Genomic DNA, 12024 nt, shown 5'->3' with positions numbered 1-12024 from the left:
TCTACCCCCAGCTACCCGACCACACCGGCGCGCCCACACTCAACTCTGAAGAGCCGTTAAACCGGAACTCCACCACGTTCCGTAGCCGAATAACCTCTGGCTACGACCTCCCTGAGCCGAGCTACCAGGGCGCCGCGGTCTAGTGCGATCGGGATGCCGAAGGCCTCGAGACTAGCTCGGAGGCAAACTACCGGCAGCAAAGCTGGTACTCACCGCATCGCCGCACATAGAAACGTCATGAGACCAAGTCCTCATCATCAGGTGCCTCTGACGAGCCGTCGGCGTCGTCCATCCAGACGAAGGCTGCAGATACTGCAGCCTCGTCAGTCTTGAGGATGCGCAGTCCCGTGCGTGCGAGCGAGTAGAACTGGTCCACCCACGCCGTAGCCAACTCGACGTTTCCTCCCATGTTTAGCGACAAACTGGGAACGAGGTGCATTCCGTGGAGAACATTCAAGCAGGGCTCCATCCCATGCGTTTCCACTGACCACCACTCCGAGTGCGCTACCCCACTAGAGAGCGAGTACGTCTGCCGATAGAAGTCGAGCAGCCCAGCTTCTTTTGCCATGTCGCGGATAGATTTGCCGTCAGCGAAGGTGTCTCGAGTATCGACTGTTCGGTGATCGAGCACGTCGTCGTTGTGGCTTAGACGCTGGAGTTCGTCGATGCTTTCGTGAAAGCCTGGGGCTCGTGCTTGGTCAGGCAACTCGTCTGAGATGCGCGCGTAGAGCTTCGCCTTGCCGGCCCCGTATTCCTGGAATTGCCTATAGATGGTTGGGTCCTGCTGCGCCATCCAGTGCAGGTAGATCTTGGTCTCCACCAACATGCGACCGATGTGTGCGCCGTGTTCCAGGCACCACAGATCGGGAGCACCCAGCACCGCCACGAGATCACGACCGGCACGGGCCACAAGCCCGGAAACAACTTCCTGTCGTTCGTTCGCGTACAGGTGGGCCGGTGCAGTCTCCAGCGCCTCGACGAAGCTGCTCAGCACGTCCAAAGTGAATCGGCGCAGGTTCTCACCGCCATCGGGCATGGAAGTTGGCTCGGCTTCATCGGGGTGGACGGACGATCCAACCCGCCCATCCTGCCCGCTGTCAGCTGGTTCGGTGGGGCCGCAGTCGGGACTTTCGGCGTCCCGCTTCCGAATGCATCTGGATGTCATCGAATTCGCTCCCCAGAACACGCGTGCCCACTTGATCGCTTCATCGAAGTGGTTTGGATCATCGGCCTGCACCATTCCTTTGTGTGCACCCCACATCGCACGCACCATCGTGTCAGCCGATGCACGGGTGGCTAGGTCACCCGGGTAGTTCTTCAGCAGATCGATCGTGGGGCCGCTTGACCTGAACGTTCCGGCCTGGACGGTGCTCCAAGTGCGGAAGCATTTCAGCAGTGCCTCATGATGGCCGTCCCGAAGGACAGAGAGCAGCGCATCCCGGATCAGTTCCAAGTCCCGTTGTTTCGGTGGTGTGACCTCGATGTCACCGACAAGCCACGGGGCCGGCAGATACGGGTACGACGCCAGCGCGCTGCGGACGCCTTCAGAAAGCAGGCCATGTCGGCTGGCCTCGTCGACGACGATTTCGGATGCATCGGAGAACTTGGCGTCCAGGGCAGCCAGGTGTGAGAGTCGGCCGTCCAACGCCTCTGCGACCCACGCCACCTCTCCATGATGCGCGAGCCCTTCCTGTACAACTTTCTGCCATTTCACGAACTGCCGGAAGCTGTCAGGGCCCTGCTCTGCCAGTACTAGTGCCGGCCAGAGGAGATCCGGGAAATCGTCCTTGATCCAGTTCCCCATAACCAACATGCCGGTCGCTGCTAGAGGAGACTTGAACACGCGGCCTTTTTTCACATGGCCAGCCATGGGCCCCGAGTGTTGGTTTGGCTTCCGGATGCTCATGTCAGAAATCTACCTCGTTGATCCGACACAGCCGACTGGCTTCGCAACCGCGTCAATGTGTCGATGGACCGCCCGCCCCGAACTCAACGGGCCTCCCGGGCCGGCGGGTGCGCAGATTGGAGCGGTGGTGTCAATGCGTCGAAGCAACATGGGGCTCGCCGGCCAGTAGTCGGGCGAAGGATTCTGTCGGGGTCAGGAAGCCGAGTCGGCGGCGGGGGCGGTTGTTGATCTCCTCCGCGATGGTGGTGACGTAGGGCTGGTGATCGGGGATCTCGGTGCCCTTGGGGAGGTACTCGCGGTAGAGCCGGTTGGTGTTCTCGTTGCTGGGTCGTTGCCAGGGCGAGTGGGGGTCGGCGAAGTAGACCGGCATCTGCGTGGCCAGGGAGACCTTCACGTGCTGCGCCATCTCGCTGCCCTGGTCCCAGGCCAGCGACGCCTTCATCATCTCGGGCAGGGCGTTGAAGTACTCGATGACCGCGTCCGCGGTCGGTTCGGCGTGTTTGGAGGGCAGGGCGAGCAGCCCGGTGAACCCGCTCATCCGCTCCACCAGCGTCGCTGCGCACGAGGTGCCGTTCTTCCCGATGATCAGGTCGCCCTCCCAGTGCCCTGGCACGCGCCGCTCGGCGGCGTCCTCGCCCCGCTCCGCGATCGGGACCATGCCCACGATCGGGCCGCCCCTCGTCCGGCCTGTCGTGCGGGGTCGGCGCTTGGTCCGCTTGGACTGCAAGAAGATGCCCCGCCGGGCGAGCTCACCCTTCGGGAGCGCGTAGATGTACTGGTAGATAGCCTCACCGGAGACGGTCTGGCCGCGTGCGTCGGGAGAGTTCGCCATGCGTTCAACGGTCGGGTCTGCGGCCTCCAGGCGCAAGCGGCCCGCGATCTCGTTCGGCGTCCAGGACGCGGCCAGGTCCGCGTCCACCCTGGCCTGCAGCACCGGGTCCTTGGCAACCTTCCGCTGCTGCGGACGGGCCCGGCGACGCTGCGCTCTCACGTCCGCGGTCACGGCCTGGTAGCCGCGGGTCTTCGTCGAGTTCCGGTGGAGTTCCCTGGAGATCACCGAGGGACATCGCCCCAGGTGACGAGCGATCCTCCGCACGGACCAGCCCGCTTTCGACGCTGTCGAGATCTCCCACCTGTCACTGAACGACAACCCCACCCGCGCCACCCGTGCACCTCACCGATCAGACCCCCGCCGACCAGGAGTGTTGCCCCGACGCTATGACATCGCCCAGTCGCTCTTTACGGTCAGGCTTCCGGCGACTGACCACCGTTCCACAACCGGCTACTTCCGCGCCATTCACCAGGTGCTCCCATGTGCGTGATCGGTATGGCCGGGACGTCAGGGTAGGCGGCGACTACGTCAGGGAGCAGATCGCCTGGGCCCGCGTCGAGACGATCGAGCAGGAACTGGATCAGCGTGAGGAGGCCGAAGGTGCGGTTGTAGTCGGCATTGACTGCGTCGAGATCGGGGTGCAGCCCCGCCGCCGGCAGCTTCGGAGTAATGGCATGCACCCTGTTGAAGAATCGCCCGTGGTGAGCACAGGTGTTCCGCACAACATTGAGCACCTTGAGCCAGCTACCCAGCTGCGGCGCACGCAGCGAACAAGCATCAGCGACCGCCTCCTGCACGCCAAGCGGAGCGAACTCGAACAGGCGGCTGATGCTGCCCCAATCCAACAGCTCGACGGCCGCCCACACGGGAACCTGCCCGCCGTACTTCTTCTTGTGGTGAGCAACGAAGTCCTCTCGCGAGCGGCGAAGCGATTCGTTGTAGCGCCGCAACCACTTTGCGTGGGCGTCACCACGCCGGGCAACTGGCCCCAAGAGGGTGGGATCCAGATGGGCACTCGGGTCGACACGCCCTAGTTCGTGGCCGAGGAGAGTGCGGATTGCGAGTTCGATCGGCATGAGCGCTTCAAACGTTGCGCCTCGCAACTTGGCATCAAACTCATAGAGCGCAACAACGTCGTCGAATCTCGTGCCTGGATAGAAGTCGTCAGCGCGGCCGTCCTCGCACTTAACGCGGAAGGGGTACCAGTAGCCGCTGAGCCGGTAGTAGTTCACCCGCGCCAGTGTCTTGGCAGCAACGGCGCGGTCTTCGATGAGCATGCCGCGCCTGAGCAGGAGGTCAACCTGCTCGTCGTAGGTCTTGTACGACTTCACCTGCTCCGCCACACGCCACCGCCCCGGAAAAAATGAGGACCGGCCCTGGACCTACCGAAGTAGGCGGAACCGGTCTTAGTACTCCAGAGTGTACGCGAGATGGCATTCACCTTCAACGCCTGAGGCCGGTGATCGACACAACAGCCCCACCCACCCGCGCGACGAGACACGGACTCAGATGCCAGAGCGGAACCGAACTCCTTCTACCAGCTGGACCAAAAGATGCTTCTGACCAGGCATCTTACAAACTGAATCTCCATTCGACCACGTCCCCGTCCGCCATCACGTAGTCCTTGCCCTCCATGCGGACCCAGCCCTTGGCCTTGGCCTCGTTCATGGAGCCGGCCTCGACGAGGTGGTCGAAGGAGACGATCTCGGCCTTGATGAAGCCGCGCTCGAAGTCGGTGTGGATCACGCCGGCGGCCTGCGGGGCCGTCCATCCCTTGCGGATGGTCCAGGCGCGCGCCTCCTTGGGGCCGGCGGTGAGGTAGGTCTGCAGGCCCAGGGTGTCGAAGCCGACGCGGGCCAGCTGGTCCAGGCCGGACTCCTCCTGGCCGGTGGACTCGAGCATCTCCTTGGCCTCGTCCTCGTCGAGCTCGATGAGCTCGGACTCGAACTTGGCGTCGAGGAATATCGCCTCGGCGGGAGCGACGGCGGCGCGCAGCTGCTCCTGCATCGCGGTGTCGGCCAGGCCCTCCTCGTCGGTGTTGAAGACGTAGATGAAGGGCTTGGCGGTCATCAGCTGCAGCTCGCGCAGCAGGGAGGTGTCGATGCCAGCGTCCGCGGCACCCTGGAACAGGGTCTTCCCGGTCTCGAGCAGAGCGGTCGCCTTGTCCATCGCGTCGAGCACGGCGGGCTCGATCAGCTTGCGCTTGACGTCCTTCTCCACGCGCTGGCGGGCGCTCTCGAGGGTCTGGAGATCGGCGAGGATCAGCTCGGTGGAGACGACCTCCATATCGCCGGCCGGGTCCTCAGAACCGGCCGTGCGGATCACGTCGGGATCGGCGAAGGCACGGGTGACCTGGCAGATCGCATCGGCCTCGCGGATGTTCGCGAGGAACTTGTTGCCCAGGCCCTCTCCCTCGGAAGCTCCCTTGACGATCCCGGCGATGTCGACGAACGACACGGTCGCGGGCACCAGGCGCTCGGAGCCGAAGATCCCGGCGAGCGTCTTCAGCCGCGGATCCGGCAGCGGGACCACGCCGACGTTGGGGTCGATCGTGGCGAACGGGTAGTTCGCCGCGAGGACCTCCGCGCGGGTGAGAGCGTTGAACAGGGTGGACTTGCCGACGTTGGGCAGTCCGACGATTCCGATAGTGAGAGCCACGCATCGATTCTACGGGCGGGCTCCGACGGGCCGACGCGGCCCATGCCCGGCCGTGATGAGAGGCACGACGCGGGCATCGGCCCGACAACCGCCTCCCTTCGTTCGTCGGACCCCCGTGGTGGCATGGGGACATGGATGCGACGACGGCTCTTCTCCTCGGCCTGCTCATCGGGATCGCGCTCGGCGCGCTCGGCACCTGGCTGGTGCTGCGCGAGCGCATCGCCGCGGCGCGGCGCACGGCGACCGACCGGGCGACGCTGAACGCCGCCGCGGCGCAGGCGGTGCAGGCCTCCTCGGGGCAGCTGCTCGAGCTCGCCGGAGAGCGCTTCGAGCGCGACAGCGCGCGCCGCGAGGCGGTCGAGCAGGCGCGCGAGACCGCCCTGCATCGCACGCTGGGACCGATCGTCGAGTCCCTCGGCCAGCTCGAGCGCTCGATGGCGCGCACCGAGGCCGCCCGGACCCAGGCCGACGGGGACCTCTCAGCGCAGCTGCGCGAGCTCGCCCGCCGCTCCCAGGAGCTCGGGAAGGGCACGAATGCGCTGACCGCGGCGCTGCGGGCGCCGACGGCACGCGGGCGCTGGGGCGAGGTGCAGCTGCGGCGGATCGTCGAGGCCGCGGGTATGCTCGAGCACGTCGACTTCACCGAGCAGCACGCCGGGCGCGCGGCCTCGGGCGATGCGGGGCAGCGACCCGACATGGTGGTCCGTCTGGCCGGGGACCGCCACGTGGTGATCGATGCGAAGGCACCGATGGACGCCTACCTCGATGCCGTCGAGGAGGCGGATCCGGCGACGGCCGCCCAGCGTCGGCGCGCCCATGCCAAGGCGCTGCGCGGGCACGTGGACCGTCTCGGCGCGAAGTCCTACTGGGCCGCGCTCGGCGACTCCCCCGAGTTCGTCGTCCTGTTCGTGCCGTCGGACGGCGTGCTCGCCGCGGCTCTCGAATCGGACCCGGATCTGCTGGAGCACGCCTTCACGCGCGACGTGGTCGTGGCCTCCCCCGCCACGCTCATGGCCCTGCTGCGGACGGTCGCGCACACGTGGCGCACCGAGGCTCTGAACCGCGATGCCCGCGCCGTGCTCGAGGCGGGGCGCGAGCTGCATCATCGGCTGGGCACGATGACCGCGCACCTGTCCAAGCTGGGACGCTCGCTGGACGCCTCGGTGTCCTCGTTCAACGACGCGGTCGGTTCGCTGCAGTCGCGCGTGATGGTCACGGCGCGGCGCTTCGAGGAGATGTCGCTGGTGTCGGCGCCGATCGAGGCGCCCGAACAGATCGAGCGGCGGTCGCGCCAGCTCTCGGAGGCCGAGATCGCGGATCTCGCCGCCCCGCGCGAGCGAACGCGGAGCAGCGCGAGCGGGATCGAGCACAGTCAGCAGGCGGGCTGAGGCGCTGTCCCCACCCAGGGGTCAGTTGTCAGCGACATCTCGTCAGGCGATGCCGTCGTTGCAGCTCGCCTCGGCCGCACGCGCCGAGGGGCGTGTGCGGCGATCGTCCTCGCCCTGCTTGCGCATCTCCTGACGCAGCTCGCGCGGCAGGGAGAACATGAGGTCCTCGGTGGCGGTGCGCACGGGCTGGACCTCGCCGTAGCCGCGCTCGGCGAGCTCCGCGAGCAGCTGCTCGACCAGGATCTCCGGCACCGAGGCTCCCGAGGTCACGCCGACGGTCTCGACGCCCTCGAACCACTCGTCCTGCAGCTCCTCGACCGCCTCGATCCGATGCGAGGCCTTCGCGCCGTTCTCCTTGGCGACCTCCATCAGGCGCACGGAGTTCGAGGAGTTCGCGGAGCCGACGACGAGCACGAGGTCCGAGTCGGGCGCGATCTTCTTCACCGCCACCTGGCGGTTCTGGGTCGCGTAGCAGATGTCGTCGCTGGGCGGGGAGGCCAGCAGCGGGAAGCGGGTGCGCAGACGGTCGACGGTCTCCATCGTCTCGTCGACGCTCAGCGTGGTCTGCGACAGCCACACGACCTTCGAGGGGTCGCGGACCTCGATCGAGGCGACGTCGTCGGGGGAGTTCACGATCTGCGTGTGATCGGGGGCTTCGCCGGCGGTGCCTTCGACCTCCTCGTGGCCCTCATGGCCCACGAGAAGGATGTCGTAGTCCTCCTTGGCGAAGCGCACGGCCTCCTTGTGCACCTTCGTCACCAGCGGGCAGGTCGCGTCGATGGTGCGGAGGTTGCGCTCGGCGGCCATCTCGCGGACCTTCGGGGAGATCCCGTGGGCGGAGAAGATGACGAGGGAGCCCTCGGGGACCTCGTCGACCTCCTTGACGAACACGGCGCCCTGGCTGCGCAGGCGGTCCACCACGTGCTTGTTGTGCACGATCTCGTGGCGCACGTACACCGTCTCGTCGTAGTGCTCGAGGGCGCGTTCGACGGCGACGACCGCGCGATCCACGCCCGCGCAGTATCCGCGGGGCTCGGCCAGGAGGACTCGTCGGTTGCTCACGCCTGCCATGGTACGGATCGACGCCGGGCGGCGTCTGATCGGTGCCGCGCACGTCACGAGACCTCCACATGCACGGTCATCCACAATCGCCGCCCCTCGCAGGTCTCTAGCGCTCGTTCGTCGCAGGGCCGTGCCAGAGTTGACCCCATGAATGATCCGACCGCGTCCGCTCCCCCGGTGTCTCCTGCACCGGGCGACGGCGAGCGCCCCCGCGAGCTCGCCGCGACCGCCGCCGCGACCACGCCCGAGAATCCCTGGCCGCTGCGTCTGCTGAGCGTGAAGGTCGGCGAGTACGTGGCGCGCATGTCGCCGCTGTGGGTCGAGGGCGAGCTGGTGCAGTTCAATCGGCGCCCCGGCAGCGGGCTCGCCTTCATGACGCTGCGCGATGTGGACGTGGACATGTCGTTCTCGGTGCCGGTGCGCGAGCACGTGCTGCGCGCCCTCACGATCGACCTGGTGCCCGGCGCGCGCGTGGTCATCCACGCCATGCCCACGTTCTGGACCAAGCGCGGGAGCCTGCAGCTGGAGGCCGATGAGATCCGTCCGGTGGGGCTCGGGGAGCTGCTCGCGCGCCTCGAGCACCTCAAGCGGGTGCTCACCGCGGAGGGCCTGTTCGACGCCTCCCGCAAGCAGCCGCTCCCGTTCCTGCCCGCCGTCGTCGGGCTGATCTGCGGGCGCGAGTCCGCCGCCGAGCGGGACGTGGTGGTCAACGCCCAGCGCCGCTGGCCCGCGGTGCGCTTCGAGATCCGCGAGGTCGCCGTGCAGGGCACCCGTGCCGTGCGAGAGGTCTCGGCGGCACTGCGCGAGCTCGATGCGATGGACCAGGTGGAGGTCATCATCGTCTCCCGCGGCGGCGGTTCCCTCGAGGATCTGCTGCCGTTCTCGGACGAGCAGCTGGTGCGCCTGGTCGCAGGTGCCCGCACCCCGATCGTCTCGGCGATCGGCCATGAGGTGGATACTCCGCTGATCGATCTGGCCGCGGACGTGCGCGCCTCGACGCCCACCGATGCCGCCAAGCGCGTGGTCCCGGACATCCAGGCCGAGCTCGATCAGCTGGACCTGTGGCGCTCGCGCCTGCGGACCGCGATCCGCGGACGCCTGGAGCGCGAGCAGTCGGCGCTGGATGCGATCCGCTCGCGCCCCGTGCTGGACCAGCCGGCCTCGATCCTCGCGGGGCGGGCCGATGAGATCCGCTCACGCATCTCGCTGGCCCGGACCATCGCCCGGGCCCGACTCGACCGGGCGGACGACGAGGTCATGCACCTGGCCCGCCAGGTCCGAGCCCTGTCCCCGCTCGCAACGCTCGAGCGCGGATATGCCGTGGTGCAGGACACGGGCGGCGGCGTGGTCCGCTCCCCCGAGCATGCGCCCGTGGGCGCCGCCCTGTCGGTGCGCGTGGCGGGCGGGCGCTTCGGTGCCGAGCGCACCGCGCACGATCCGTACACGCCGCCCGCATCGCCGGATGCCGCACCGCCCGGCACTGCGTCCCGCCCGGCCGGGACGGATGACGCCGCCCCTGGCAACGCCGACCTCCACGATGCCGACCTGCACGATGCCGACCCAGAGAAGGCGGGTGGCTCCGATCGCCCGCTAGAGCTTGACCGCTCGCCCGAGCCCGACTCCATGCCCCAGCCCCCGTCCCAGGAGGACCGATGACCCCCCGCAAGCCCGCCAACGCCGCTGACAACAACACCCCCGACCACGACACCCCCGATCTCGACACCCCTGGCGGCGGCACCGCACCCGATGCCGCCGCACCCAGGGCCGACGCGGCGCCTGCTCCCGCCGTCGCCCCCGCCGAGGACGGCACGCAGCTGCCCCCGGACATCGCCTCGCTCAGCTACGAGGCGGCCCGTGACCAGCTCGTCGAGGTCGTGCGCCGTCTCGAGTCGGGCCAGGGAGGGCTCGAGGACTCCATCGGACTGTGGGAGCGCGGCGAGCTGCTCGCGACCCGCTGTCAGCAGTGGCTCGACGGTGCGCGGGTGCGGCTCGACGAGGCCGTCGCCGCCCGCAGCCGCCCCGACGCCGGCTGAGCACGCGACGCGATCCTCGCCGCCCCGATCAACGGGGAGCGGGCCGACCCGATCAGCCGAGGGCAGGCCGACCTGATCAGCTGAGGCGGTCCGGTACAGGTCAGCCGGAACGGGCCGACCCGATCAGCCGAGGGCAGGCCGGTACAGGTCAGCTGCGCGCGGACCGGATCGCGGCACCGGCCAGGTCGACGAGCTCCTCCTGTTCCGTCTTCCCGCTGACGACGATGCCCCAGCCCTCTCCGGGGCAGGCGAGGACCCGGGCGGCACCCGCGCCAGCGCCATCACCGTCAGCGCCGTCGCCCCCGTCGCCCTCCCCCGTCCCGGTGTAGACCTCGCAGGTCGCGCCCTCGACCTCCACCGTGCCGTCGGAGCGGGCACCGGCCACGGCGTCCTGGATGAGTGCGGGCGTGATCGCCGGCGCCTGGGCGAGCGTCACGAGAGTGCCCGACGGAGCCGAGTAGCGCACGGACCAGCGCGGATCCGCGCCGTCGGTGTAGCGAGCCTGCTTGGCCGTCCAGCCGTCGGCGGACCAGCCGTCCGCGGACTCCGGGACCGCGACCGTGAACGGGGCGAGCTCCTGGGCGCGCTCGGCCGAGGCGGCGACGTCCACGCGGTTGGACTCCGGCACCTCGCGCTGCGGGTCGTTGCCCACCCCGAAGAACAGCACCGCCACCACGGCGACCACGCCCATCGTCAGGCCCAGCGCCCACACGACATTGCGCACGGACGTCGGCGCGGCCATCCGCGCGTACTGCGATGGCGGGGCCTGGGACGCATCGGCCTCGACGGCCGCGGGCGCGGGCTCAGCAGCCGCGGGCTCAGCGATCGCGTCCTCAGCAGCCGCGGACTCGACGGTCCCGGACTCGGAAGCCGCGGGGTCAACTGTCACGGACTCAGTAGTCCCGGGCTCAGCGGGCGCGGCGGTCGGCGTCTGATCGGCGTGCTGGTGGTCGGCCATGGCGTGCATTCTCGCAGGAGCGGCACCGCGGATTCCCCTCCGGTCGGATCTGCCGCCGACGCCGTTCCGTTCGCCCCGAGCGCCGGAACCTGCGATGATCGACCGGTGACCGCGAGATTCCTCACTGCAGGCGAAGCACTCACCGACATCGTCGTCAGGACCGATGGCGCGACGACCGAGTACCCGGGCGGCTCCCCGATGAACGTGGCCGTCGCCCTCGGGCGCCTCGGCCATGACTCGCGCCTCCTGACGCGGATCGGCTCGGACGGCCGCGGCGCCGCCATCCGAGAGCACGTCGAGCGCTCCCACGTACGCCTGACCCCCGGCAGCATCGACGAGCGCCCCACCTCGACGGCGGCGGCGCACATTCAGGCCGACGGGTCCGCCCAGTACGAGTTCGACCTCGTCTGGGACGTGGATCCGCAGGGCCTGCCCGATGTCGTCGACGCCGTCCACACGTCCTCGATCGCCGCTGTCCTGGCCCCCGGCGCCGCGACCATCGCGGAGGTCGTCGATCGCTACGCCCCGACCGCGACCATCAGCTACGACCCCAACGCCCGGCCCGCCCTCATGGGCGATGCCGCCACGGCGCGCGGGATCATCGAGGGCATCATCGCCCGCGCGCATGTCGTGAAGTCCTCCGACGAGGACGTCGCCTGGCTGTACGGGACGGACGACGTCGAGGACGTCGTCGCCTCGTGGCGCGAGCTGGGCCCGACGATCACGGCGCTCACCCGCGGCGGTGACGGTGCCGTCGGCTTCGGCCCCGCCGGTCGTGTCGAGATCGCCTCGAACCCCGTGACCGTGGCCGACACCGTCGGCGCGGGCGACACGTTCTCCGCGGGGATCCTCCACGCCCTCGCCGAGCGCGAGCTGCTGGGGGCCGCGCGCCGCGAGCAGCTCGCCGCGCTGACCGCCGCAGATCTCGAGGCCGTGCTGTCCACCGCCGCGGGCCTGGCCGCCGTCACCGTCTCGCGACCGGGCGCGGATCCGCCCTGGCGCGCCGAGCTGGGCTGAAGCGCTGTGCTGGGTCGACACCCTGAGCCGGGCTGACGGTCTGAGCCGTGCTGACGGCCTGCGCTGGGCGGTTGCTCTGAGCCGGGCTCAGTGCCCGCCCCGAGCCCGCAGCGCGCACCGACGCCGCTGCACGACCCGGCTATCAGCCCACCCCGCCCTTCCTCTCAGCC

General features: G+C 68.9%; 10 protein-coding genes. 4 read left to right on the top strand and 6 right to left on the bottom strand.

Annotation, left to right across the window (positions count from 1 at the left end):
• Positions 1 to 235 precede the first annotated feature (235 nt).
• The 4 genes from FM110_RS13790 to ychF all read right to left on the bottom strand — a co-directional run bounded on the left by FM110_RS13790 (position 236) and on the right by ychF (position 5396).
• Positions 236 to 1906 (bottom strand): DUF5677 domain-containing protein, encoded by a 1671-nt coding sequence (locus FM110_RS13790; protein ID WP_143276318.1) that lies wholly within the window; start codon positions 1904 to 1906, stop codon positions 236 to 238.
• A 130-nt stretch (positions 1907 to 2036) separates the two neighbouring features.
• Positions 2037 to 3071, bottom strand: a complete 1035-nt coding sequence (locus FM110_RS07650; protein WP_087104183.1) for an IS30 family transposase — start codon at positions 3069 to 3071, stop codon at positions 2037 to 2039.
• Between the two features lie 80 nt (positions 3072 to 3151).
• On the bottom strand, positions 3152 to 4069 hold the full coding sequence (locus tag FM110_RS07645) for an Abi family protein (protein WP_234992044.1): 918 nt from the start codon (positions 4067 to 4069) through the stop codon (positions 3152 to 3154).
• Positions 4070 to 4310: 241 nt separating this feature from the next.
• Positions 4311 to 5396 carry a redox-regulated ATPase YchF gene (gene ychF, locus FM110_RS07640; RefSeq protein ID WP_087104182.1) on the bottom strand — a complete coding sequence of 362 codons (1086 nt, stop codon included), beginning with the start codon at positions 5394 to 5396 and terminating at the stop codon, positions 4311 to 4313.
• Positions 5397 to 5527: 131 nt separating this feature from the next.
• Between ychF and FM110_RS07635 the strand changes: the two genes are divergently transcribed.
• Positions 5528 to 6784, top strand: a complete 1257-nt coding sequence (locus FM110_RS07635) for a DNA recombination protein RmuC (protein WP_087104181.1) — start codon at positions 5528 to 5530, stop codon at positions 6782 to 6784.
• A 42-nt stretch (positions 6785 to 6826) separates the two neighbouring features.
• Here the strand turns inward: FM110_RS07635 and FM110_RS07630 are convergent, their stop codons facing one another.
• Entirely contained in the window at positions 6827 to 7855 is a 1029-nt protein-coding gene (locus tag FM110_RS07630) for a 4-hydroxy-3-methylbut-2-enyl diphosphate reductase (RefSeq protein ID WP_087104180.1), read from the bottom strand.
• 138 nt (positions 7856 to 7993) lie between these two features.
• Here FM110_RS07630 and xseA point away from each other — a divergent pair, with 138 nt between their 5' ends.
• Both xseA and FM110_RS14555 read left to right on the top strand, forming a co-directional pair.
• Positions 7994 to 9502 carry an exodeoxyribonuclease VII large subunit gene (gene xseA, locus FM110_RS07625; RefSeq protein ID WP_234992038.1) on the top strand — a complete coding sequence of 503 codons (1509 nt, stop codon included), beginning with the start codon at positions 7994 to 7996 and terminating at the stop codon, positions 9500 to 9502.
• 158 nt (positions 9503 to 9660) lie between these two features.
• Entirely contained in the window at positions 9661 to 9879 is a 219-nt protein-coding gene (locus FM110_RS14555; RefSeq protein ID WP_234992048.1) for an exodeoxyribonuclease VII small subunit, read from the top strand.
• Positions 9880 to 10027: 148 nt separating this feature from the next.
• Here the strand turns inward: FM110_RS14555 and FM110_RS07615 are convergent, their stop codons facing one another.
• Positions 10028 to 10837 carry a DUF4245 family protein gene (locus tag FM110_RS07615; protein ID WP_159458009.1) on the bottom strand — a complete coding sequence of 270 codons (810 nt, stop codon included), beginning with the start codon at positions 10835 to 10837 and terminating at the stop codon, positions 10028 to 10030.
• Between the two features lie 105 nt (positions 10838 to 10942).
• Between FM110_RS07615 and FM110_RS07610 the strand changes: the two genes are divergently transcribed.
• Entirely contained in the window at positions 10943 to 11854 is a 912-nt protein-coding gene (locus FM110_RS07610; protein WP_087104177.1) for a carbohydrate kinase family protein, read from the top strand.
• Positions 11855 to 12024: the final 170 nt, after the last annotated feature.

Origin of the sequence: Brachybacterium nesterenkovii, from assembly GCF_900163655.1 — a bacterium.
Classification (GTDB): Bacteria; Actinomycetota; Actinomycetes; order Actinomycetales; family Dermabacteraceae; genus Brachybacterium; species Brachybacterium nesterenkovii.
The sequence above is the reverse complement of the archived record's forward strand: the minus strand, read 5'-3'. Positions and strand labels throughout refer to the sequence as shown.

Excerpts from the sequence above, each read along its gene's own strand:
- FM110_RS13790 (WP_143276318.1), bottom strand. The coding sequence starts at position 1,906 with ATGAGCATCCGGAAGCCAAACCAACACTCGGGGCCCATGGCTGGCCAT.
- FM110_RS07635 (WP_087104181.1), top strand. The coding sequence starts at position 5,528 with ATGGATGCGACGACGGCTCTTCTCCTCGGCCTGCTCATCGGGATCGCG.
- FM110_RS07630 (WP_087104180.1), bottom strand. The coding sequence starts at position 7,855 with ATGGCAGGCGTGAGCAACCGACGAGTCCTCCTGGCCGAGCCCCGCGGA.
- xseA (WP_234992038.1), top strand. The coding sequence starts at position 7,994 with ATGAATGATCCGACCGCGTCCGCTCCCCCGGTGTCTCCTGCACCGGGC.
- FM110_RS07615 (WP_159458009.1), bottom strand. The coding sequence starts at position 10,837 with ATGGCCGACCACCAGCACGCCGATCAGACGCCGACCGCCGCGCCCGCT.